Annotated in this window: 16 protein-coding genes, 2 pseudogenes and 1 CRISPR repeat array; of the genes and pseudogenes, 8 read left to right on the forward strand and 10 right to left on the reverse strand. The window is 34.4% G+C overall.

Annotated elements, in window-relative coordinates:
* Positions 1–393: 393 nt before the first annotated feature.
* Positions 394–841: direct repeats of the CRISPR family, unit length 28 nt; unit sequence GTTCACCGCCGAGTAGGCGGTTTAGAAA.
* From GQ590_RS10760 to GQ590_RS10770, 3 genes and pseudogenes are all read right to left on the reverse strand, one after another.
* Positions 842–1288 carry a type II toxin-antitoxin system HicB family antitoxin gene (locus GQ590_RS10760; RefSeq protein WP_160408410.1) on the reverse strand — a complete coding sequence of 149 codons (447 nt, stop codon included), beginning with the start codon at positions 1286–1288 and terminating at the stop codon, positions 842–844.
* Positions 1289–1309: 21 nt separating this feature from the next.
* A complete protein-coding gene (locus GQ590_RS12945; protein ID WP_065560046.1) occupies positions 1310–1492 on the reverse strand; it encodes a type II toxin-antitoxin system HicA family toxin in 183 nt (60 codons plus the stop codon).
* Between the two features lie 121 nt (positions 1493–1613).
* Positions 1614–3073, reverse strand: a pseudogene (locus GQ590_RS10770) (IS1182 family transposase).
* Positions 3074–3270: 197 nt separating this feature from the next.
* On the opposite strand from GQ590_RS10770, the gene GQ590_RS10775 reads away from it, so the two are divergent.
* From GQ590_RS10775 to amtB, 6 genes are all read left to right on the forward strand, one after another.
* The gene (locus GQ590_RS10775) at positions 3271–5874 is read left to right on the forward strand and encodes an autotransporter outer membrane beta-barrel domain-containing protein (protein WP_160408407.1); all 2604 of its coding nucleotides are present in this window, start codon (positions 3271–3273) and stop codon (positions 5872–5874) included.
* A gap of 722 nt (positions 5875–6596) precedes the next feature.
* Complete coding sequence (gene purE / locus GQ590_RS10780) at positions 6597–7097, forward strand: 5-(carboxyamino)imidazole ribonucleotide mutase (RefSeq protein WP_065636855.1); 501 nt, start codon at positions 6597–6599, stop codon at positions 7095–7097.
* A gap of 1 nt (position 7098) precedes the next feature.
* Positions 7099–8178 (forward strand): 5-(carboxyamino)imidazole ribonucleotide synthase, encoded by a 1080-nt coding sequence (gene purK, locus GQ590_RS10785; RefSeq protein ID WP_160408405.1) that lies wholly within the window; start codon positions 7099–7101, stop codon positions 8176–8178.
* A 42-nt stretch (positions 8179–8220) separates the two neighbouring features.
* Positions 8221–9708 (forward strand): dGTPase, encoded by a 1488-nt coding sequence (dgt, locus tag GQ590_RS10790; RefSeq protein ID WP_160408403.1) that lies wholly within the window; start codon positions 8221–8223, stop codon positions 9706–9708.
* Between the two features lie 299 nt (positions 9709–10007).
* Entirely contained in the window at positions 10008–10346 is a 339-nt protein-coding gene (glnK, locus tag GQ590_RS10795) for a P-II family nitrogen regulator (protein ID WP_160408401.1), read from the forward strand.
* Positions 10347–10367: 21 nt separating this feature from the next.
* Positions 10368–11648, forward strand: coding sequence for an ammonium transporter AmtB (amtB, locus tag GQ590_RS10800; protein ID WP_160408399.1), 1281 nt, complete (start codon positions 10368–10370; stop codon positions 11646–11648).
* Between the two features lie 136 nt (positions 11649–11784).
* Here amtB and GQ590_RS10805 read toward each other — a convergent pair whose 3' ends face one another.
* The 5 genes from GQ590_RS10805 to fdhD all read right to left on the reverse strand — a co-directional run bounded on the left by GQ590_RS10805 (position 11785) and on the right by fdhD (position 17080).
* On the reverse strand, positions 11785–12258 hold the full coding sequence (locus tag GQ590_RS10805) for a hypothetical protein (protein WP_160408397.1): 474 nt from the start codon (positions 12256–12258) through the stop codon (positions 11785–11787).
* Positions 12259–12773: 515 nt separating this feature from the next.
* Positions 12774–13724, reverse strand: coding sequence for a DMT family transporter (locus tag GQ590_RS10810; protein ID WP_160408395.1), 951 nt, complete (start codon positions 13722–13724; stop codon positions 12774–12776).
* A 155-nt stretch (positions 13725–13879) separates the two neighbouring features.
* A complete protein-coding gene (locus GQ590_RS10815; protein ID WP_160408393.1) occupies positions 13880–15118 on the reverse strand; it encodes a nucleoside permease in 1239 nt (412 codons plus the stop codon).
* A 56-nt stretch (positions 15119–15174) separates the two neighbouring features.
* On the reverse strand, positions 15175–15993 hold the full coding sequence (locus GQ590_RS10820; RefSeq protein ID WP_160408391.1) for a purine-nucleoside phosphorylase: 819 nt from the start codon (positions 15991–15993) through the stop codon (positions 15175–15177).
* Between the two features lie 280 nt (positions 15994–16273).
* Positions 16274–17080: a formate dehydrogenase accessory sulfurtransferase FdhD gene (fdhD, locus tag GQ590_RS10825; protein ID WP_160408390.1), complete on the reverse strand. Its 807-nt coding sequence runs from the start codon at positions 17078–17080 to the stop codon at positions 16274–16276.
* Positions 17081–17270: 190 nt separating this feature from the next.
* Here fdhD and GQ590_RS10830 point away from each other — a divergent pair, with 190 nt between their 5' ends.
* Positions 17271–17801, forward strand: a complete 531-nt coding sequence (locus GQ590_RS10830; protein WP_160408388.1) for a DedA family protein — start codon at positions 17271–17273, stop codon at positions 17799–17801.
* Here the strand turns inward: GQ590_RS10830 and mscM are convergent.
* Together mscM and asd are read right to left on the reverse strand one after the other, a co-directional pair.
* On the reverse strand, positions 17798–20410 hold the full coding sequence (gene mscM, locus GQ590_RS10835; protein WP_160408385.1) for a miniconductance mechanosensitive channel MscM: 2613 nt from the start codon (positions 20408–20410) through the stop codon (positions 17798–17800). The genes GQ590_RS10830 and mscM overlap by 4 nt on opposite strands.
* A gap of 22 nt (positions 20411–20432) precedes the next feature.
* A pseudogene (asd, locus tag GQ590_RS10840) lies at positions 20433–21269 on the reverse strand (archaetidylserine decarboxylase); the annotation flags it as partial.
* 389 nt (positions 21270–21658) lie between these two features.
* Between asd and GQ590_RS10845 the strand changes: the two are divergent.
* Positions 21659–22453, forward strand: a complete 795-nt coding sequence (locus GQ590_RS10845) for a DUF1266 domain-containing protein (RefSeq protein WP_160408381.1) — start codon at positions 21659–21661, stop codon at positions 22451–22453.
* Positions 22454–22767 lie beyond the last annotated feature (314 nt).

A 22767-nucleotide genomic window follows, 5' to 3' on the forward strand; every position in this document is an offset into this window, starting at 1 on the left:
CATATTTACGGCAAAGCTCTTTAACGGCAATACCTGCTTCTGCTTCTTTTAATATCGATACAATTTGGTGTTCAGTCATTTTTTTCATAATTAAATCCCCTTTACTTTTATCATAGAGAATTTTCTACTTTTTTGCTGTACTATTTTAGGGGGGTGGTGTTACATAATATTGATTATCTAAATTGAAAGCTCTCGTTATATAAATAGTTTATAAAGGTGCGCTCAGATTTGATCATTCCTATTTTGAATTCAAAATTCTACAAAACCCTTTTTTTTGCTTGCTTGTTAATATATTGAAAAATATATATTAATTTTAATTCTAGAAAAAAGGGTTATTTTTTGAAAAATAACTAAAATTTATTTAAAACAAAAGGCTATGTCTGATATAATCTAGTTCACCGCCGAGTAGGCGGTTTAGAAAACACTTCAAAGTCGTCATCAGTCGGTAATGTGGTTCACCGCCGAGTAGGCGGTTTAGAAAAACGGCATGCCTGTACTTGTCGCTTATCACTTGTTCACCGCCGAGTAGGCGGTTTAGAAATCACGCAGGCGGATTTTGCATAACCGTTCCAAGTTCACCGCCGAGTAGGCGGTTTAGAAATTTCTCTCGTAAAGTTTTTAATGCACGATAGAGTTCACCGCCGAGTAGGCGGTTTAGAAATTTTAGGCTATGCGCGTATGCAATAACCATACGTTCACCGCCGAGTAGGCGGTTTAGAAATGAAAAATTAATAATCACAAAAATAACCAAAAGTTCACCGCCGAGTAGGCGGTTTAGAAACTGTTAACGCTTCACCTGCTTTTACTAAAACAGTTCACCGCCGAGTAGGCAGTTTAGAAATTAACGCACTCTATTTTGTGCCGCTAATTCATTAATAGCCGCTTCTGCCAAAAAATTACTCCGATCTTTATAAAAAGAGTTCGGTGCTTTAACTGCGTTATCTATTCTATCGATAAGAATATCGGGTAATGTGATATTAATTCTTTTTTGTTTACCAACAAATGATGACAAATCAACATCAATAATGACCCATGTATCGCAATGAGCATACTCATCGTTATTTTTATACGAAACATGATCGTTGTGAATATCTTTGACATCATAATCGCCTGATTCAATCATATCTTGAACAGTTAACAAAATAGCTTCAGTCGCCATTGCTGGGATATCGCTTTCTTTGTCGGCGGCAGAATAACAACTATATTTTTCATTACATAACGCAGGCACGACAATGCCGTAAGCTGTATTGCTATCGTTCGGTGTTTCAATGCCAAGAGTAAAAAACATAATACCTCCAAAGGTGGCGGGCTATAAAAGCCCCGCCGATTTTTTGATTGATCTTACTGTGCCAATCGGTAAATCCGATTTTGGGTGAGGAACTGGAAACGTTTTATTAGTTATTGGTGAGTAAAACATATGATGACTACCTCTAACTCGTTTCAGAATACACCCTGCATTGGTAAGTTCCTTTATCAGGTCAGTTGATTTTATGTTTACCTACTAACCTTCCTCCATTTCCATAAATATTTTTTAACAAAATTCTGTTAAATTAAAGAAACTGATAAAAATAATTATTACATTTAAAATTAAAATAAATCAATTGAATATTGATTCAGATTGATGACAAACCTCGATATAATTTGGGGTTTATTTTTTTATTTAAATCATAAACAGGATTTTTAATTTGGATTTTATTAAATACATTAAAAAATAGCCTAAAAAAATGTAACAAAAATAGCTTTATCGCTATTTTCTTGATATTTTGAGCTGTTGCGGCCAATAAACACTGCATTTGAACCTGTGCTCTTCCCCTAAATCTTGCATAGCGATGTCCGTGGTGTTGTTTAGCATCAGCAAAGCTGCACTCTACGGTCTCTTTTCGCCGAGCATAGACTTTTTTACCCCACTGACTTAAACGAATCTCATTGGCTTTCTCTTTATCTGCTTCCCAGATATGGCGTGTGATGACTTTCTGTGTATTTTTACTCTGTGTACACTGTGACAATAACGGACAGACTTTGCAGGTTGCTGCATCAGAATGATAATGACGATAACCTTCTCTGCTAGTCGTTTTATATATTAATGATTGCCCGTTTGGGCAAGTATAAGTATCGGTTTGACTGTTATAGATAAACTGCTTTTTTCTGATAGGATTCGCACCATGACTGGGACGACGATAGCCCAACACCGGATATATCTGCTCTACCAGCAGTAAATGGCAAATGGGCGCCGTAAAATAACCTGCATCAAGACCGACACCAACCGGATTAAAGCCAAACCGCTCTAACTGGCGTTTTAATCGAGCCATATAAGGCTGAGAGTCATGGACATTTCCGGCTGTGACATAAGTATCGGTAATTAAATTATGTTTGCCATCAACCGTTCGGTGATCTAAGTAGAAGAACCCTTTAGGCTTACCTTCCCGATGCATAAAGCCACTATCCGGATCGGTTGTACTGACTTTGACATCCTTATATTTCTCTACCGTCGATGGCTTTAAGGCTTTTTTCCGTTTAATTCTCTTTCTTCGTTGATGGCTTGATTAAGCGCATCAACATATTGACTGGGCTCAACAATACGCTGCTCATTACGTGCCTTGTTTTTATTGGCATTTGCTTTTAGGTGAGTACTGTCCGTATATAAAATCCGACCACTTATCAACCCTTTGGCAATGGCCTGCTCAACAATATTATCAAAAATCTGTTGATAGATTTCACTGTCATTAAAACGACGACGACGATTTTGGCTGAGTCCCTAGGCATCAATCACTTTTTCGGTTAATCCCATTCCCAGAAACCAACGGTAAGCTAAATTGACCTGAATTTCCTGAACCAGACGACGCTCACTAGGGATACCAAAAAGATACCCCAATAGCATAATTTTAAACAGTCTGACCGGATCTTCTGCCGGACGACCGTTATTAGGGCAATAAAGTGGCGCTACCGCTTCTCGAATAAATTCAAAATCAATGACTTTAGCTATTTTACGAACAAGATGATTTTGAGGGACAAGCGCATCTAACGAAATTTGTTCTATTTTTTCGGGTGTCGCTGGCGTTGGTTTTTTTAGCATAGAAGAATTCCTATTATCATAGATTCTTCTCTATTAGATCAAAGAACTCGCCAAAAAGCGAGTTCTTTGTCATCAATCTGGATCAATTGAATATTGATTGATTAATTAATTAATTTGAACGATAATGCGAGGAGTATAATTCTTACTGTTATCACGAATTATATTTAGGTTTAACAATAGAAAAGGGAAAAATTTTAATGAATAAAATTTATGGAGTTATAAAAAATCGGCAAGGAGAATGTCTAGCTGTATCTGAACTAGCTAAAGGTAGAGGAAAAAAAGCAAAATCTTTACTAATTAAAACAGCTGTAGCAGGAGCTATATCAACATTTATTGCAGGTGGTGCTTTAGCGGCAATAATACCGATAGAATCAAATGAAACAATAAAAGGTGACGGCTCTGGAACAATTCAAGGCGGGGTTAGCACTGATGAATATTTTGTAGGTATGGATGGTACAGGAAGCTTGACTATTAGTGATCAAGGTTCACTTACAACAAAGAGAATCATGGTAGGAAAAAATGAAGGCAGTTCAGGTCAGTTAATACTTGATAATGGGCATCTTACCAGTGCTGTGGGTAGTGTTTATTTAGGGGGCGGTGGCGATGCTGATATTTTAATCACAAACGGCGGCACTTTTACAAATACTGGATTTTCAACGAATATTGCATATGACAGTAGCTCTAATGCAACAGTAACTGTATCAGGTAACGGTAGTGTATTAAGTGCATTAAGTTCAGGTTCTGATATGAGTATAGCTAATAATGGTAATGCTGTAGTTAATATACTTGATGGAGGTGTCGTTAATTCCATTAGAGGTACATTTATAGGTCATGAAGATGGAAATGCAATTATAAATATTGATGGCCAAGGCTCGGCTTTCAATTCAGCAGGTCTGAGGCTTGGAACTCAAAACACAAACAAGAAAGGTTATGGTGAAATCAATATTACTAATGGCGGAAGTCTGAATGTTGTTGAAGAAGGATATTATAAAGAATTAATTGTTAGACATGGTAAAATTTTAGTTGATGGTGAAGGTTCACAATTAAATGCCACGAAAAAAGTAAAAGTGTATAATCACACCAAAACGGATTTAACAAGTGAGATAACTGTCTCTAATAATGCAACCATGAAAGTCAAAGCTGATGCAAATGGTGATAATGAAGGTATACTTATCGGAAAAAATGGTGCAGTAAATATCGGTGGAGCTATTGGCAAAGAAGCGGAAAAGGCCGGTACGATTGATACTCCTATCATCAATTTAGAGCATGACGGTCAGTTAAATTTCAATCATACTGATGACGATTACCAAGTATCATGGGATATAAGCGGTGAGGGTGAAGTTAACGTTGTTTCAGGTGATAACTTTGTTAATGGTAAACATACTTATAAAGGCAAAACCAATATAACCGGTGGTTCTTGGAATGCAAATGGTGAAAATGTCTTTAGCCCTGATTCTGATTATAATATTGGTAAAGATGGTTCACTAAATTTAAATGATTATGATCAAACAGTGGGTAATGTAGTTAATGGTGGTACTATTGATTTAGGTAAAAACTCGGCAGATACAGTATTAACCGTTGATGGCGATTACCATGGTGATAATGGCAAACTAAATATTTATACCGATCTTGAAAAAGAAACATCAGACAAAATGGTGGTAAAAGGTAATGCAAGTGGTACAACAGATATCAATATTGTAGAAATCAATAGTAAAAATATCGATAAAGGTGAAATTACCGATTTTATTGATGTTAATGGAAACGATGAAGCGCAATGGAACGTTATTGAAAAACCAGATAGCGCCCTTGATTACATAGTTGGTAAGGATGAGAATGGCCATTTAGTAATAAAATACACCAATGCATTTTCAAATGTCCGTAAATCACCAGTGGCCGGTTCTGTATTTGCCAATCAGATGGCGGCATTAAATATGTTCCGTCACAGTGCACATGATAGAGATACATCAATTTATGTACCAGAATCGAATGTTTGGATGAGTTACAAATATAATCGCACACAAAGTGATTTATTTGGAGGCAAACAATCTGTAAACATTCGAACCTCAGTACTAGAAATGGGTGTAGATGTATTATCAGAACAACAATACAAAGTTGGTGTTTATGGTGGTTATGGTCATAGTTCAACTGACACCAACCAAAAACACAGTGTACGTAAAGGGGATGGAAGCGTTACAGGCTACAACTTAGGAATTTATGGTAACTGGAATGAGCAAGAAAATGGTGCAGGTTTATACGTTGACACATGGGCTCAATACAGTTGGTTTAAAAACAAAACCTCAACGCATTTATCGGCATTAAGACACTTCTCAAACGATTATAATGGTAAGGCAATTACTGTATCATCTGAAGCCGGTTATGGTTTAGTTATTCACGAAGGTGTAGATAGAAATTGGTTACTTGAGCCACATGCACAGTTAGGCTATACTTGGTCAGACAGCCATAACTTTAAGTTAGGTAAACAAGGTGTGGTAAGTAATATTAATGGTGATGGTATGCAAATGCGCCTTGGTGCAAGATTTTATGGTCAAAGTACTAAAGAAGGTTATGGTGTATTACCATTTATAGAAGCTAACTGGTTGTATGATTCTTCTTCACCGGAAGCAAAAATCAACGGTAAACATGTTGAATCAGACGTAAATAAAAACTATATGGAATTAAAAGTAGGTGTTAACGGCAATTTAACCAAATCACTCAGTAGTTATGCTCAATTAAATAACCGATTTGGTAGCAATAACTATCATCAAATTGGTGCACAAATTGGTGTGAACTATTCATTCTAGTAATTCTAAATAATTTAATAAAAGAAAAAGCAGCACTTAATGGGTGCTGCTTTTTTACATCTACATTAGATAATTTATCTAATCCAAATAATAGTTAATATTATTTATGATCTTATCATGACTAATAAAGACAGTGCCATTTTTGTTAAGAAGTTTCAGGAAAACACCGTGTTTAAGTAAAAATATCAAAAAAATCATGGTTAATGCCGACAAATAAAAATTTTTTAATTTGCTGTTTTGTTTTTAAATAAAAATGTAATAGTCTTTATTTAATCTGACATTTAAGTTATTTTATAACGTAAAAAAGGAGTCATAAATCAATCAAGCAGCAAAAATCATTAAAACTAAATCTTGATACGCTCAAGCCAGTAAATGGCTAGATTAAAAATGCTAATAAATATTTACATTGACCCTATATAAAACATTATCAGCTAAAAAACCAGATTTGACTCTATGCTCAAAATTATTCATGCATTAGGGATGGATCTTCAAATTACAGCAACACGGAAGTCTTGAATAATGCGATGAACACTTGACTATTTAAACGTTTAAACAAATAATGTGTCTAAGATGCAGTTTTTAGCGCATAGAATTTAAGCTCACTGAAATAGTTGAGCTTTTTGCTTTCATATGTGAGTAGTTTTATGGAATTTAAAGACCCATTAACTAAATTTTAGTGTATACTTCGCATACATCTTATTTTAATTATTCATATATTTGCTATGCATACTCAACCTAGAATTGCCATTGTAATGGGCTCTAAAAGCGATTGGACTACTATGCAACACGCAGCGGATATTCTTGATGCGTTAACAATTCCTTATCATGTTGAAATCGTTTCTGCTCATCGTACCCCTGATAAACTATTTCGTTTTGCTGAAAATGCCTCTCAGCAAGGATTTAATGTAATTATTGCTGGTGCTGGCGGTGCCGCTCATTTGCCTGGCATGTTAGCCGCTAAAACGCTTGTTCCAGTGTTGGGTGTTCCAGTGCAAAGTGCCGCATTAAGTGGTGTTGATAGTCTTTATTCTATTGTTCAAATGCCTAAGGGTATTCCTGTTGGCACTTTAGCTATAGGTAAAGCTGGTGCGGCTAATGCAGCATTACTTGCTGCGCAAATTCTTGCTTTACACGATCAAGATATTTATCAACGTTTATCAATATGGCGATTAACTCAAACTGATGAAGTGTTGAATCACCCAGATCCAAGAGTGGATGCATAATATGAAAACTCAATCTGTTTGTGTATTAGGTAATGGTCAACTAGGGCGAATGCTTAAACAAGCAGGAGAACCGTTAGGTATTAAAGTCTATCCTGTTGGGTTAGATGCTGATCCTGTTACTATTCCATATCAACAGTCAGTAATAACTGCCGAAATTGAACGATGGTCAGATACTCCGTTTACACAAATTTTAGCTAAACATCCGCATTTTGTTAATCGAGATGTCTTTCCGATTATTGCCGACCGTTTAACGCAAAAACAGCTACTTGACGACCTAGGTTTACCGACAGCGAAATGGTTTTCGCTTGATCACCCTCAAGATTGGTCAAGGTTATTTACTGAGCTTGGAGATCGATTAATTGTTAAACGTCGAACTGGTGGTTATGATGGGCGAGGTCAATGGCGTATAGCTATTAATGACCTAATTACGGTGCCAGACGATATTTATCAGAATGCAATTGTTGAGCAAGCTATATTATTTGAAAAAGAGATGTCATTAGTGGGAGCACGTAATGCAAAAGGTGAAACGGTATTTTACCCACTTACCAACAATTTGCACCAAGATGGCATTTTAAAAATGAGTGTTGCGCTACCAAACCAATCTCCTTTATTGCAAGTACAAGCCGAAAAAATGCTAGCCTCTATTATGCATAAATTAAATTATATTGGTGTAATGGCGATGGAATGCTTTATTGTGGGGAATAAATTACTAATTAACGAGCTAGCTCCACGGGTACATAATAGCGGTCACTGGACACAAAATGGTGCTTCGATAAGCCAATTTGAGCTACACCTTCGAGCGATACTGGGGTTGCCACTACCTAAGCCCGATGTATTTGCACCATCAGTTATGGTTAACCTGATTGGAACAGAATTAAATCTTAGTTGGTTATCTATTGATTTGGTGCATCTACATTGGTACGAAAAAGAAGTAAGAATAGGGCGTAAAGTTGGGCATTTAAACTTGACTCATAACCAACCTAGTAAATTATTAAAAGCGTTAGAGGATCTAAAACCGCTATTACCTAGCAATTATCAAAATAGCATTGAGTGGGCGCAAACAAAAATTACCACAATTTAGTAATTTAAACCAATTAAGAGCGATAAAATTAGAGATAGAACTATGATCAACTTTAACCAAAAAATCAATTATCAACGCTATGCTAGCAAACAGCGTGAAGCACTATCTGATGAGTATTCAATAGTGCGTTGTTTTGAAAGTGATCGTGGGCGTATTATAAATTCAGCTGCTATTCGTCGTCTTCAACAAAAAACGCAAGTCTTTCCATTAGAGCGTAACTCAGTGGTCAGAACACGGCTTACTCATTCTATGGAAGTTCAACAAGTAGGTCGTTACATCGTTAAAGAAATTATCAACCGCCTTGGTAAAATAGGAAAATTAAAAACATACGGGTTTGATAATTGCGTAATGGCGGTTGAAAGTCTTGTTGAAATGGCTTGCTTAATGCACGATATAGGCAATCCACCGTTTGGTCATTTTGGTGAAGCAGCTATTAATCAATGGTTTAATTTACGATTAGGGCTTGAAAACGACACCATTTATCCAGCGTTAAAAATACACATTAATGATGATGATGAAATTAAAAAACTTAAAACTAAAATCCGCCAAGATTTAGCAAATTTTGAAGGTAATGCTCAAGCAATTCGTTTAGTTCATTCCATATTACGCCTTAATTTAACTTATTCACAAATTGCCTCAATTCTTAAATATTCTAAACCTGCTTATTGGTCTAAACCGATACCACCTGAATTTTCTTATTTAATGAAAAAACCAGGTTATTATTTATCAGAAGAGCCATTTGTAAAAGCGTTATCTAAACAACTTGATATCAAACAGTTTCATCGTTACCCGTTAACCTATATTATGGAGGCCGCTGATGATATCTCATATTGTATTGCTGATCTTGAAGATGCCGTTGAGAAGAAGATTTTAACTGTAAAACAGCTTTACACCTATCTAGCCGATGCATGGGGACCTTTTAAAAAAGGTGATTTGTTTGATCTTGTTGTCAACCGCCCTTACGAAAATTTAAAACAGAATGAATTTAATGCTATTGGCATTGACCAATTTTTTATGTATTTACGAGTCAACGCTATTAGCAAACTGGTGCCACATGCCGCTGAACGTTTTATTGAAAATATAGAAGCAATTTATCATGGTTCGTTTAACCATGCCTTACTTGAAGATCATAGTACAGAATATAAATTGCTTAATATTTTTAAAACAGTTGGCTTTGAACATGTGTTTAATCATGAATCGGTCGAAAATATTGAACTGCAAGGATATCGAATTATTAGCGGATTGCTTGATATTTATAGTCCATTACTTGCTATGCCGACAGATGATTTTTTAAAATTAGTTGATAACGAATATCACAAGCACTATCCCATTGAAACGCGCTTATATCATAAATTATCTTCAAAACACTGTGCAGCTTATAAGCAAGCAATTAGTAAATTAAATTCAAACGAAGCGAATTTTGCTTGTATGGAATTTTACTATCGATGTCGTTTATTACAAGATTATATTAGTGGTATGACAGACCATTTTGCTTACGATGAATATCGTAAGTTAATGGTAACGTTTTAATCCTTACTATGTATTAAGTGACCATAATTACTCAGCACCAATAATACACAAGCAGCACCATATGAGTGCATAGTGAAATAAAAATATATCAAAGTATATTTTTGCTTGTTTATGCATTTAATAGCTTAAGCTAAGTCACTAAGCACTAGGCCTAAGCTAGTAAACCTGCGTTTTTATAAAGGCTACCTTTTCTATTTGTTAGTAATTCTACTTAAATTACTCAATTTTATTCAATCCCTCAATTTTGGCACGCTCTTTGCATAATTGATTTTGTATCTCATATTTATTAGGAGTAATTAATGAAATTAGTCACTGTAGTTATAAAACCTTTCAAATTAGAAGAAGTTCGAGAAGCATTATCTAATATAGGCATCACAGGATTAACCGTTACCGAAGTCAAAGGTTTTGGCAGGCAAAAAGGTCATGCTGAGTTATATCGTGGTGCTGAATATAATGTTAATTTTTTGCCTAAAGTTAAAATTGATTTAGCTATTAGTGATGAGCAGCTTGATGAAGTGATTAACATCATAACCAAGGCTGCATACACAGGTAAAATTGGTGATGGCAAAATTTTTGTTACTTCACTTGAGCATGTCGTGCGTATACGCACAGGTGAAACTGACGAATCGGCGTTATAAATTATTGTTAAGGATATCATTATGTTGAAAAAAATCATTTTTTCTTTAATTATTTTATTCTCAAGTTCTGCCTTTGCTGATGAAATCGCCATTGCTGATAAAGCTGATAACGGATTTATGATGATCTGTACCGCCTTAGTCCTTTTTATGTCTGTTCCGGGAATTGCTTTGTTTTATGGCGGATTATTACGCTCTAAAAACGTGTTATCGATGTTATCTCAAGTGCTTGTTATCTTTTCGCTTATTGCTGTATTGTGGATTACTTATGGTTATTCACTCTCTTTTGGTGAAGGAAATTGGTTTTACGGCAATTTTAACCATTTTTTATTAACGGGTATTGGTATTACAGATGTTTCGGGATCAATTTATGAATTTATTTGGGTCGCATTTCAAGGATCATTTGCTTGCATTACCTGTTGTTTAATTCCAGGCGCTTTTGCTGAACGAATTCGGTTTTCAGCTGTATTAATTTTTATGGTGTTATGGTTTACATTTTCATATATTCCTATGGCTCATATGGTATGGGGTGGCGGTATCTTAGGTGATGAAGGTGCGCTTGACTTTGCTGGTGGTACGGTTGTGCATATTAACGCTGCAATTGCTGGAATAATAGGGGCTTATTTAATTAAAAATCGTATTGGTTATAACCGTGAACCACTCAAACCATTTAACTTACCTTATGTTTATCTTGGTGCTGCAATCCTTTATATTGGTTGGTTTGGTTTTAATGCAGGCTCATCAACTCATGCTGACGAAATTGCAGGTTTAGCTTTTATTAACACAGTTGCTGCAACAGCCGCTGCAGTTCTGGCATGGACCTTAGCTGAATGGCTTTTACGAGGCAAGCCATCATGTCTTGGTTCAGTATCAGGAGTGATAGCAGGATTAGTTGGCGTAACACCCGCAGCGGGCCTTGTTGGTGTAGGTGGTGCTATGTTAATTGGTCTTATTTGTGGTTTTGCTGGAGTATGGGGCGTATCAACACTTAAAAGAATTCTAAAAGTTGATGATACCTGTGATGTATTTGGAGTACATGGCGTATGTGGTATTGTCGGCTGTATATTAACTGGTATCTTCGCGTCAGAATCTTTTGGTGGAGTTGGTTATGCAGAAGGTATCACAATGATAAGCCAAGTTGGAATTCAAGTGATGAGTGTTATTACTTGTGTAATTTGGACAGCTGTGGTGGCTTTTATTGCTTATAAAATTGCAGATATCTGCGTTGGATTAAGGGTATCTGAAGAGCATGAACGAGAAGGGTTAGACATCAATAGCCATGGTGAAAGCGCTTTTAATAGTTAACTATAATGTCTGGTAAAAATAATTTACAGGGACTAATCCCTGTAAATTATGGCTTTTATTAATTATTGTTCTTTTATTAATTATTGTTCTTTTATTAATTATTGTTCTTTTATTAATTATTGTTAAAAATGTCTTTTTAATCATCCCAAAGCATAATGGCATTATCTTCAGTTAAGATTAAAGGTGGAGCAAACAGGTGCTCTTTTACTTTAGTTGGTAAAATGTGCATATCATTAAAATTAAATTGCAATTCAGGATAAACATTAGCAATTTCTTTTATCCGACTATTTAATAATTCTTTTACTTTGTTTGACTCTTTAGCAATGGCAATATCATCTTTTAGCATGCCAATTTGTTTTTTATGGTGTTCTGACTCAAATATCTCACTGAAAACAAAAGAAAACCCGTTTTTATTGGCTTTGTTAATATCGTGATACTCCCTATATTCAGAGTGATGTAATTTAAGTTCTTTAACACGTAAAGCAATAATCTCATCGACATGATCCGTATAATAATTTAATGTAGGATCTAAATAAGCCAGTGTTCTGTGTTCAGGTATTGCATCATTGCTATGTACTAAGGTAAATAATGGTTTTTTATATGTTTTCATTCTGCAACTTCCTTCTTAATTAAGATAAAAAGGTAACAAAATTATTCAATAATGAAAATAAATGTCACTTTTTATGTGAAATGTTTTAGGTTAACATAATGCTTAAATATAAAAATAAACAAAAATTCAAATTTTAATGATTTATCTATTAGATATTCAAATTAATGAATTTAAATTTCAAAGCACAAAAGCTTAAAAATAAAACATCACGAGAACGGCTATTACCAGGAAAAATGGCTAGAATTTAATATAAATAATATTATTTATATGCAAACCTTCTTTAAAGGCTAATTACAGGATATTATCAATACTATTTCATAATAACTATTTCTATAAGACATATTTAATTTTAGAAAGTTCAATAATATTGCTAGGTTTAACCTTTTATTAAAATAATTTTCTTAAAATTTTACATATAAATATGCAGTAAAGAAAGCTAATGAATCTACCATAATAATTTTTAACGTATTTGACAATTAGAGCTATTAAATTAAAAAGCAGGGCTTTTACCCCACTTAATAATTTAAAATTAATCTGTTTTTTTTGATATGTTTTAAATTAGGTAAAGCGATAGCCAATAAAATTATCCCCACGCCAATCCATTGATTAAAATACACTGACTCTTGCAAATAAAAATAGGAACAAGTGACTGCAACAGGTAGTTCAGCAGCAGATAAAATCGCACTTAATGAAATACCAATTCTTGGAATTCCTACTGAAAATAAAAAGGGTGGTAGTACAGTTCCAAGTAGTGCTAATAAAAATCCTAATTGATACAACTTGTCGCTAATATTAAGTTTGAAAAAAAATAAAGGTGGAAAAATTAAAAACGTAATAATACATGCCCCAGTAATCATTAACGCACTTTTTTCAAGTTTAGGTAACTCATTACCAATATTGCTGCTAGTGCTAATAAAAAGTGAATACATTAATGCTGCTAAAAAACCAAAAAAGCAACCGGTCAAATTTAAGCTAATATCTTGATTAAAAATACCTGCTGCTAAACTACTACCTACAATAATGACAATAATCGCTATTAGCTGAATTATGCTTGGCTTGTTTTTAAAAATAACAAAATCGATAATCACGCTGATCCACAAATATTGCATTAATAAAATAATGGCAATTGAGGCAGGAACTAGTTGCACACATTGGTAATAACAGATACCAACCAATCCAGGAAAAATACCAACAGCACAAACTTTCCATTTTTTAGAGGATTGCTTTTTTATTGTGGTTGAAGTCGCCATTGATGTGTCAACTGATGTTGATGATTTTCGATTGTGTATTTTTTTTACAATAAAGTAAATGCTCCATAACATTAACATCCCTAAAAAACATTGCACACCGGTAACTTCACCAAGCGAATAGCCTGCCTTATAGGCTGTTTTCACAATAGAAGAGAGCACACCAAAGCTACATGCCCCTAAAAAAACCAGAAAACCGCCTAAAAATTTATATTGCATATTTAAATCTCATCAAACTAAAAACATGTCCAAAATTATGGAAATAAAAAACAATAAAAGCCCTTAGGGGGGGAACACCCCTTATGGCTTTTTATAAATTAAATTAAAATAATAAATAATATTTTAAATATTCATTAATATGAATATTTAAATAGTTATACATCAGATCGATCTTTAGTATGTTCATAATTAAATGAACAATAAAAAACAATACCAAGTACAAGCGCATAAGATGCAAAAATTAGCCAAATTGTTTGCCAATCTTTAATGCCATTATGTGTACACATGTCAACGATAAAACCGCTTAAAATCGAGCCAAAATAAGCACCAATACCATTTACCATTGTCATAAATAGTCCTTGGGCACTAGCTCGAATATTTGAGCTAACTTCTTTTTCAATAAAAATAGAGCCAGAAATATTAAAAAAGTCAAACGCACAGCCATAGACGATCATTGAAAGCATTAACAATACAAAGCCAAAAGGAGTTGGATCGCCAAACGCAAATAAACCAAATCTAAGCGTCCAAGCAATTATGCTTATCATTATGACTTTTTTGATGCCAAATTTTTTGAGAAAAAATGGGATAGTCAAAATAAATGCGACTTCAGCCATTTGTGAAAATGACAATAAAATAGCTGGGTACTGAACAACTAGGCTTTCTTTAAATTCAGGTATTTTATCAAAGTTATGTAAAAATGCCCCGCCAAAGGTATTGGTGATTTGTAATATCGCCCCAAGTAACATTGCAAAAAGGAAAAATACCGCCATTACGGGGTTTTTGAATAACACAAAAGCATCTAACCCTAAATGAGAAACCCAAGACTGTTTTTTACTTTTTGATACAGTAATATTAGGCAATGTTGTGCTATAAATTACAAGTACAACAGATGCAGCACTAGCAATATAGAGTTGAGTATTGCTCAATTCAAATTTGCATAAACTAACTGTCCACATAGCAATGATAAAACCGACAGTGCCAAATACGCGTATTTGAGGAAATAGAGTGACGGTATCTAAATTATTTTTATCTAAACAGTGATAACTAATTGAGTTTGATAATGCAATAGTTGGCATAAATGCTAACGCATTGACTAACATAACCCAAAATAAAATAGCTGAATTATTAATTGATGCAGCATAAAAAAGTGCAATGGCACAAACCGAGTGACAAAACATATAAAGATATTTAGCTTGCAAAAATTTATCAGCAATGATCCCAATAATAAATGGTGTAATTAAAGAGGCTAAACCTTTAGTACTAAAAATCATAGATACTTCAACACCAGAAAAGTGTAATGTATTAAATAGATAAGCTCCAAATGTAGTTAGCCAACTTCCCCAAATAAAATATTGGAAAAACATCATTAATTCTAATCTATTTTTTATGCCCATTATTTGTTCCTAAAATAAAGTAAACTTTTTATAGAATCACAAATAAAAAGTATTGGTTAAAAACGCTCAATCGTTTTAGTAATAAGTTGTAAAAAAGTTGATTTAACTCGTTCGGCTGTTTCAATCACTTCTTCGTGTCCTAGAGGTTGATCTAAAATTCCACAAGCCATATTAGTTAGACACGAAATTCCGATAGTTTTAATACCAGAGTGATGTGCGATAATTGCTTCAGGCACGGTTGACATACCAACAGCGTCAGCACCTAAAACGCGGATCATTCTAATTTCGGCAGGAGTTTCATATGTAGGGCCAGTCCACCACGCATAGACACCTTGTTGTAAAGTGACATTTAGTTCTTTTGCTACATCTACAACAATTGAGCGTAATTGTTTATTGTAAACTTCACTTACGTCTAAAAAACGGACTCCCAATTCTGGATTATTTGGTCCCATTAATGGATTGTTGGCGGTTAAATTGATGTGATCGGTGATAAGCATTAAATCACCTGGTTTGAATCCTGTATTGACTGCACCACAAGCATTGGTAATAATCAGTTTTTCAACGCCAAGCATTTTCATGACACGCACAGGAAAGGTAACTTGATCTAAAGTAAATCCTTCGTAGTAGTGAAAACGACCTTTCATCGCAACAATGGTTTTATTGCCACTTTTTCCTATTACTAATTCATTAGCATGACCAACAGCCGCTGATTTGGCAAAATGAGGGATATTGTCGTAACTGATATGCACAGCATCTTCAAGAGTGTCGGCAAAAGGGCCTAAACCTGAACCCAAAATAATCCCAATTGTTGGTTTTTTGTCTGTTTGTTGTTGAATATAGTTAACGGCTTGTTGAATGTCTGATATTTGATGCATGATAGTACCCTTTTAAAAATTAGATGCTAAGATGAAACTAGATAATAAAAAATAATAACCAGTTGCATAATCTTATTGAGCAATGGTTTATAAAATAATTAAAAAACAAAGCAATTGCTGTTTTTCGCATACATTATGATGATATTTGCCTAATAATGAAAGGTGTGAATTGTGATATCTTAGAATGAACTAAATAAAAAAATAGTTTTTTATTTATTATTCAATTAGTTATATTTAAAATTAATTTGTTTGCCCAAATTATTCAAAACAAGAATAGTGATTAAACTAAACGATCATCACCAGAATAAATAACGCCGTTATTTCCTCTAAAGAATCCAACCAAAGTTAAATTACACTGTTTAGCCAAATCAACCGCCATTGAAGTTGCGGCCGAAACAGCTAATAAAAATTCCACGCCACAATTAGCTGTTTTTTGCACCATCTCGTAGCTAGCGCGGCTTGATACTAACACTACACCATGTTGATAATTGGGATGATTAGATAATTGTATTGCTCTAAATCCAAGTAATTTATCTAAAGCTACATGTCGACCGATATCTTCAAATCCAGCGATAAATTTTCCTTGTAAATCGAGCCATACCGCTGCGTGAGTGCATCCAGTTTGATTACCAACATGTTGAACTTGCGATAAACCATTTAGGCTATTGCTAAAATCAGCTAAATTAATTTGGTTCATTAGTGGCAAAGCAGGAATGGTTTGGCAAACCTGGTCTATCTGCTCACTACCACAAATACCACAGCCCGTGCGTCCAGTTAAATTACGACGCTTTTCTTTTAGCTCACTAAAACGCCGTGATGAAAGTTCAATTTGTACTTCTATGCCTTTTTGATTTTCAATAATATCAATACCATAAATATCAGTAACTGACTGAATAATATTTTCAGTTAACGAAAACCCAACTGCAAAATAATGCAAATCTTTTGGTGTTGCCATCATCACAACATGTGAAATCCCGTTATAAATTAAAGCAACAGGCTTTTCAATAGCCAGTTTATCAAGCTGAGGAACTTTAAATTCGCCGTTTTTAAATTTCCGTACTAGGATTGATTCAATGCCAACTGTCATGATTTGTCTCTTATTAATTGGAGTATTTTTATTAGGACTACGATAAACATAATCTTAAACGTTAATAAAACTAAAAAAATGTTAACGCCTTGTAATGTTCTATCAATAAGTACCGTGCTGAGTCCTAAACGACTAGTATTATGGTAAAATAGTACGCCATAATCAATTAATAATTTACACACATGAACTTATGTCGCTACACGAGATCACAATAGCAATTATGCAATTTATTGAGCATCATCAAGTTTGGGCATTACCAATTATATTTCTATTGGCATTTGGCGAATCTTTGGCTGTTATTTCACTTTTAATTCCTGCAACGGCGATTTTATTCGGTGTGGGAGCTTTGATAGGTAGCGGAGCGATATCATTTGTACCCGTATTAATTGCTGCTTCAGTGGGGGCTATTTTGGGGGATTTAGTCTCTTATTGGTTGGGTAAACACTATCACCAGCAAGTTATTGCATCATGGCCACTTAATAAACACCCTAAATTAGTTTACCGTGCTGAGCAGTTTTTTCAGCGTTATGGAACGTTAGGGGTATTTATTGGGCGATTTTTTGGGCCATTACGAGCAATAGTACCATTAATTGCAGGCACAATGCATATGCCTGCTACCAAATTTAATGTGGCTAATATTGCTTCGGCACCTGTTTGGGCATTTGTATTGCTTGCTCCCGGTGCTTTTGGCGTACCATGGCTAGAAACACTTTTTGGTTAAACGGTTCCAACTGTATAGCCACGACGACCACTCTTGCGACCTAAAGCTTCTAAATTGGTTTGCAATGGTGGGAATGGTAGTGTTAAATGATGCTTACGATAAGCTTCAAGTATCAGCTTATGTATAGCGCTTCGTAGCAACATTCTGTGCCCCATCTCGGCAGCAAAAACACGTAACTCAAATAATTGAATTCCTTCTTGAATATCCACTAAAAATACTTGCGGTTCAGGATCATTAAGCACATATTCGCATTCATCTGACGCTTGTTGTAAAAGCTTGATAACTAGATCACTATCAGCATCAATAGTTGCAGGAATGGTTAATACAATTCGAGTGATCGAATCAGATAACGACCAATTCACCAATTGCTCAGTAATAAAGGCTTTATTGGGCATTACAATTTCTTTACGATCCCAATCAACAATGGTGATAGCTCGAGTATTAATTTTGGTGATGTTGCCAGTTAAATCACGAATTGTCACGGTATCACCAATGCGCACTGGTCTTTCAAATAAAATAATTAAACCAGAAATAAAATTTGCAAAAATTTCTTGTAAGCCAAATCCTAATCCCACACCTAGTGCAGCAATTAGCCATTGAATTTTTGACCAATCGATACCAATAAATGAAAATGCAATCATACAACCAATCATCAAAATAATATATTTTGAAACCGTTGAAATTGCATAACCTGTTCCAGGGGCTAAATCTAAATGTTGTAAAATTCCTAGTTCTAATAAAGCAGGTAGATTTTTAACCAACTGGACGGTAATTGTCATCACTAAAATAGCAATACATACTGCACCAAGAGTAATATATTGCTCAATTTCAGTACCATTGACAATGACACTGGTTCCCCACAGTTTAATATTATTCATAAATGCAAAAGCTGAATGCAACTCGGACCAGAGTAAAATCATACTGATGAGTGCAATCATCATAATTATTGATCTGACTAAATGTAAAGATTGAGCGCTGATAGCATCTAAATCAATAACAGGCTCATCGACATTTTCATTAAGTGAATTAGAATCTTCTTCATGTGATTTAGCTCGTTGCATTCGCTCTAAACGACGTTGTTTTGTGCGTTCAAATTCTATGCGACGCTTTTGAAACCACATCCAACGGCGAATCATAAAATAAACCACTAACAGCGCAAACCAAATAATAACTGATGCCTCAAGGCGTCCTAATAATACTTGGGCTGTTGATAAATAACCTAAACAAGCAGCAATAATGGCTAGCCATGGTGCACTTAATAAAATAAACCACAAGATGTGACTTAATAAATTATCACCCGATCCTTTTTTATCGATATAAAGCGGAACGCCAGCACGATGGATCGAATTAGTCATAAATACAAGTGCAAAGCAAAGAAAAATAAATGCAGTACGACCAATGGTCGCTGCAAATTGACGATTATTATATTCGTCAAAACTCATCACAATCATTGCCAAAGGAATTACAAGCCAAATTGAAAGGCGATAATATTTCATTGCTGATCGCACACTACCTTCTGACCAACCAAAATGGGTAATAAAAAGCCCATTAGATGATGCAAAATGAGCTGAAATAATAAATACCCATAAAATTGGCGCTGCTGCATTCACACCATAACCTAAAGCAAATGCGACAGGATAATCAGAATTAATCTGTAAGGCATAACCAAACACAGCCCACAAAATTGGTATAGGTAATGCCATAATTAATGAAAATATAATTACTTTTAAAGTTAAAGAATAACTATCTTGCGTTACTTTACCCACACGGCTAGCTGATTTAATTAAAAAGGTATTATATTTAGTGCGCATCTTAAAATGTGCAAAAACAAACATTAACGACAAAATAATTAAAAACAGAGGTTTGGGTGCGCTTAATACTTCAATGCTAGCATTATAAAGCTGTGAAAGAGTATCGATCGAAAAAATCACATAAACAACATCTTTAGTTAAATCGATCGGATAACTCAATGATATAGGATTTACATTTGCTACCCAAAAAAAGTATCTATGAGCAGCATCGTTCACCTCATCAATTGCATTGGTTAACTGCTTATTGGCAATTTTTAGTTTGGTCAGTTCTAAAATAGTAGTATCAGTTCCTGAAATAAGCGTTTTAAGCAATTCACTCTGTTCACGAAGCAAACGACGATATTGTGTTGCCCCTTTAACACTATTAAGTGGGCTAGTTAATGTTGGATAACCATCTAAAGAAGTTAAAGTATTACTATAATTAAGTTGCTGAGCTTTTGCTTCGGCAATTTCAGCATCAAGAGCTTGCGATTTAGGCTTTTCAGGTAATCGCAATAACTGCTGACGTAAAGTTTCACCCAAAGAAGTTGAAAAACTCAACCACTCGCCTTGCTCGGCGAGGGTTGCTAATGTGTTTTGCACATGAGAAATCTGGGTGGTAATATTGTTTTGCTCATTAACAATATTAGTTAAATGATTTTTTTGTAACTCCATATTTTGGCGAAGCTCATCATTTTTATCACTTAACTGATAAACAACTTGCGAAAGATCATCTTCATTATTAATGATTGGTGTAGACTCCTCGGCAAAAGTGAGTGAAGAAAACAGCACAGCAACAAAACAAAAAACACCACGCATCCACATAACGTTATATCCTATCAGCCAATTTTTGACCCATACGAGCAATACTGCCTACTTTAAGGTGGCTATCAAACTCAATTGCATTTGATGCAAATAAAGTAATTACGGTTGAACCCAATTTAAAGCAGCCCATATCTTGTCCTTTAGTTAATTTTATTTCGTCGCTATAAGTCCAACGTTTCATAATACCTTCACGCGGTGGTGTGATGATACCTTCCCATGGAACTTCAATACTACCAACAATGGTTGCACCTACTAAAATTTGCGCCATTGGACCTAATTGAGTTTCAAATAAACAAATTACCCGCTCATTACGAGCAAAGATATTCGGTATGCTTTCGGTTGTGGCTTTATTGACTGAAAATAATGAGCCAGGGACATAAATCATCTCGTGCAAAATACCATCACAAGGCATATGAAAACGGTGATAGTTTTTAGGTGACAAATAAGTTGTTACATAAGAGCCATTTTTAAAAAACTTAATCATCTCAGGATGACAAGCAAGTAATGATTCTAAAGAATAAAAATGCCCTTTAGCTTGTAATAATTCCGTATCTTGAATAGAACCAAACTGACTAATGACTCCATCTGCAGGCATTACAACGGTATTGTCAGCAGTATCAATCGGGCGAGCATCTTCATTTAATTCGCGAGCAAAAAAATCATTAAATGTTTTAAATTCGTTAACATCGCTAATTTTTGCCTCGCTCAAATCAACTTTATACAATTTACAAAAAAGTATAATCATCCATGTTGTGACTTTACCTAACTGCTTTTTTGCTAGCCAACCAAAAGTCACGGTTAATAACTGCTTAGGAAGAAGATACTGAATAATTGCTTTTAACTGATTTAACATATATTACTCTCAAAATTATGGTAGAAACATTGCATTATACCAAGTTTTATATACAAAGTGTAAAATCAAAATAAATCTATAATTTGTGCGTTTGATCACATACACTTTTAAAATTTTGCCAATTTAACTCAATAACGGCAATCGTTTAAAATATGTTACCCTAGCCGTTGGTGACAATTACAATTTTTTAAAGTTGTAACATCTGTATCATGGCGAACCTTACTTTTTTAAAACCACTTCGTTTAAAAAATCATTGATATCTAAATAAACATTAAACAACTTAATTTTTACAAAATAAAAATCCCAAAATTTTATCTTGTTGTAAAGTATTAGTTATGCTATTTTTTTATTATTTTAATTGATTTATATCAAAAAAATAAGGTGTTTATATGGAATTTTTACTTATTATTTTGCTACTTTGTGGGTCATTACTTATGCGATATAATAGAGAAGTTTTGCTTCTCATTAAAATTTTAAGACACAAGCCTTTTTCTCAAAATTTGAAAAAAAACGAACAACTGACAATTGAACAGCAAAATGCACTATCAGCCGGACTCATTATTGCTGAACAACATATGTTTTGTTGGGATAGCTTAGAAAGCGATGCTAGAAACTCCGGTAAAAGAGAACAGAAATATCGCTTGCGCACCGCTTGGGGTGTTTTTTCTTCAGAAAGTGCTACTGAATGTTTATCCTCTTTTGGAACACTTCACAAACTCATTGATGTGGCAATTGACATTTACCTTAACGTTCCTAAAGAACAGTGGCAAAGTTGTATTAATGAGCAAGTTCCAGAAGATTACCGTGAGATTATTATGAGCTATTGCGCAAGCTTAGATCAAGCATCTTCAATATTAATTGAAAACAAAGTAGCCGAAAACCAAGACGAATTGCATCAAATCTTACTTCGTGGCTCTATCGCATGGGATTTAGGTCGTCTTGTTTATATAGCCAGAGCAAGTTATGTGGCGGGCTATATCGATAAAGATCAAGCATGGCAATCGATTAACTCAGTTTTACCAACAGTAAAACAATATTTTGCCAACTGGAAAGAGTTCGGTCAAAGTTATATACTAGGTCGTGCAGTGAGTCTGCCTGATGATGCCAATTATGGGCTATTTAATATTTACACAAAATGTACCACTTCTGAAGAAAGTCCATGGCTGAAATACCCATTAAATTAATTTAAATGCTTGTGACAGCATAAATTGTCACAAACATTTAAACAAAAACATCCAATCAGTAGGAAAACGCCGGGTTGTACACGTCATGATTAAAATAATCAACTAAAAACTCATAAGGTGTTTTCCTGAAATTACTTTATGTGGTTTAACCGTATTAAAAAAATTAATAATATATAAAAAACAAATTAGTTTGATTTTTAAGTAAAGGTAAACCTTTGGTTTTAACTCCCCCCCAAAATAGCACAACAAAAAAGTAGAAAATTCTCTATGATAAAAGTAAAAGAGGATTTAAACATGAAAAAAATAACTGAACA

This window comes from Gilliamella sp. Lep-s35, assembly GCF_009795845.1.
Classification (GTDB): Bacteria; Pseudomonadota; Gammaproteobacteria; order Enterobacterales; family Orbaceae; genus Gilliamella.

Coding starts and splice junctions, on each gene's coding strand:
- mscM (WP_160408385.1), bottom strand. CDS start 20,410: ATGCGTGGTGTTTTTTGTTTTGTTGCTGTGCTGTTTTCTTCACTCACT.
- dgt (WP_160408403.1), top strand. CDS start 8,221: ATGATCAACTTTAACCAAAAAATCAATTATCAACGCTATGCTAGCAAA.
- fdhD (WP_160408390.1), bottom strand. CDS start 17,080: ATGACAGTTGGCATTGAATCAATCCTAGTACGGAAATTTAAAAACGGC.
- GQ590_RS10810 (WP_160408395.1), bottom strand. CDS start 13,724: ATGCAATATAAATTTTTAGGCGGTTTTCTGGTTTTTTTAGGGGCATGT.
- GQ590_RS10775 (WP_160408407.1), top strand. CDS start 3,271: ATGAATAAAATTTATGGAGTTATAAAAAATCGGCAAGGAGAATGTCTA.
- glnK (WP_160408401.1), top strand. CDS start 10,008: ATGAAATTAGTCACTGTAGTTATAAAACCTTTCAAATTAGAAGAAGTT.
- purE (WP_065636855.1), top strand. CDS start 6,597: ATGCATACTCAACCTAGAATTGCCATTGTAATGGGCTCTAAAAGCGAT.
- GQ590_RS10815 (WP_160408393.1), bottom strand. CDS start 15,118: ATGGGCATAAAAAATAGATTAGAATTAATGATGTTTTTCCAATATTTT.
- GQ590_RS10805 (WP_160408397.1), bottom strand. CDS start 12,258: ATGAAAACATATAAAAAACCATTATTTACCTTAGTACATAGCAATGAT.
- GQ590_RS10820 (WP_160408391.1), bottom strand. CDS start 15,993: ATGCATCAAATATCAGACATTCAACAAGCCGTTAACTATATTCAACAA.
- GQ590_RS10830 (WP_160408388.1), top strand. CDS start 17,271: ATGTCGCTACACGAGATCACAATAGCAATTATGCAATTTATTGAGCAT.
- GQ590_RS10760 (WP_160408410.1), bottom strand. CDS start 1,288: ATGTTTTTTACTCTTGGCATTGAAACACCGAACGATAGCAATACAGCT.
- purK (WP_160408405.1), top strand. CDS start 7,099: ATGAAAACTCAATCTGTTTGTGTATTAGGTAATGGTCAACTAGGGCGA.
- GQ590_RS10845 (WP_160408381.1), top strand. CDS start 21,659: ATGGAATTTTTACTTATTATTTTGCTACTTTGTGGGTCATTACTTATG.
- amtB (WP_160408399.1), top strand. CDS start 10,368: ATGTTGAAAAAAATCATTTTTTCTTTAATTATTTTATTCTCAAGTTCT.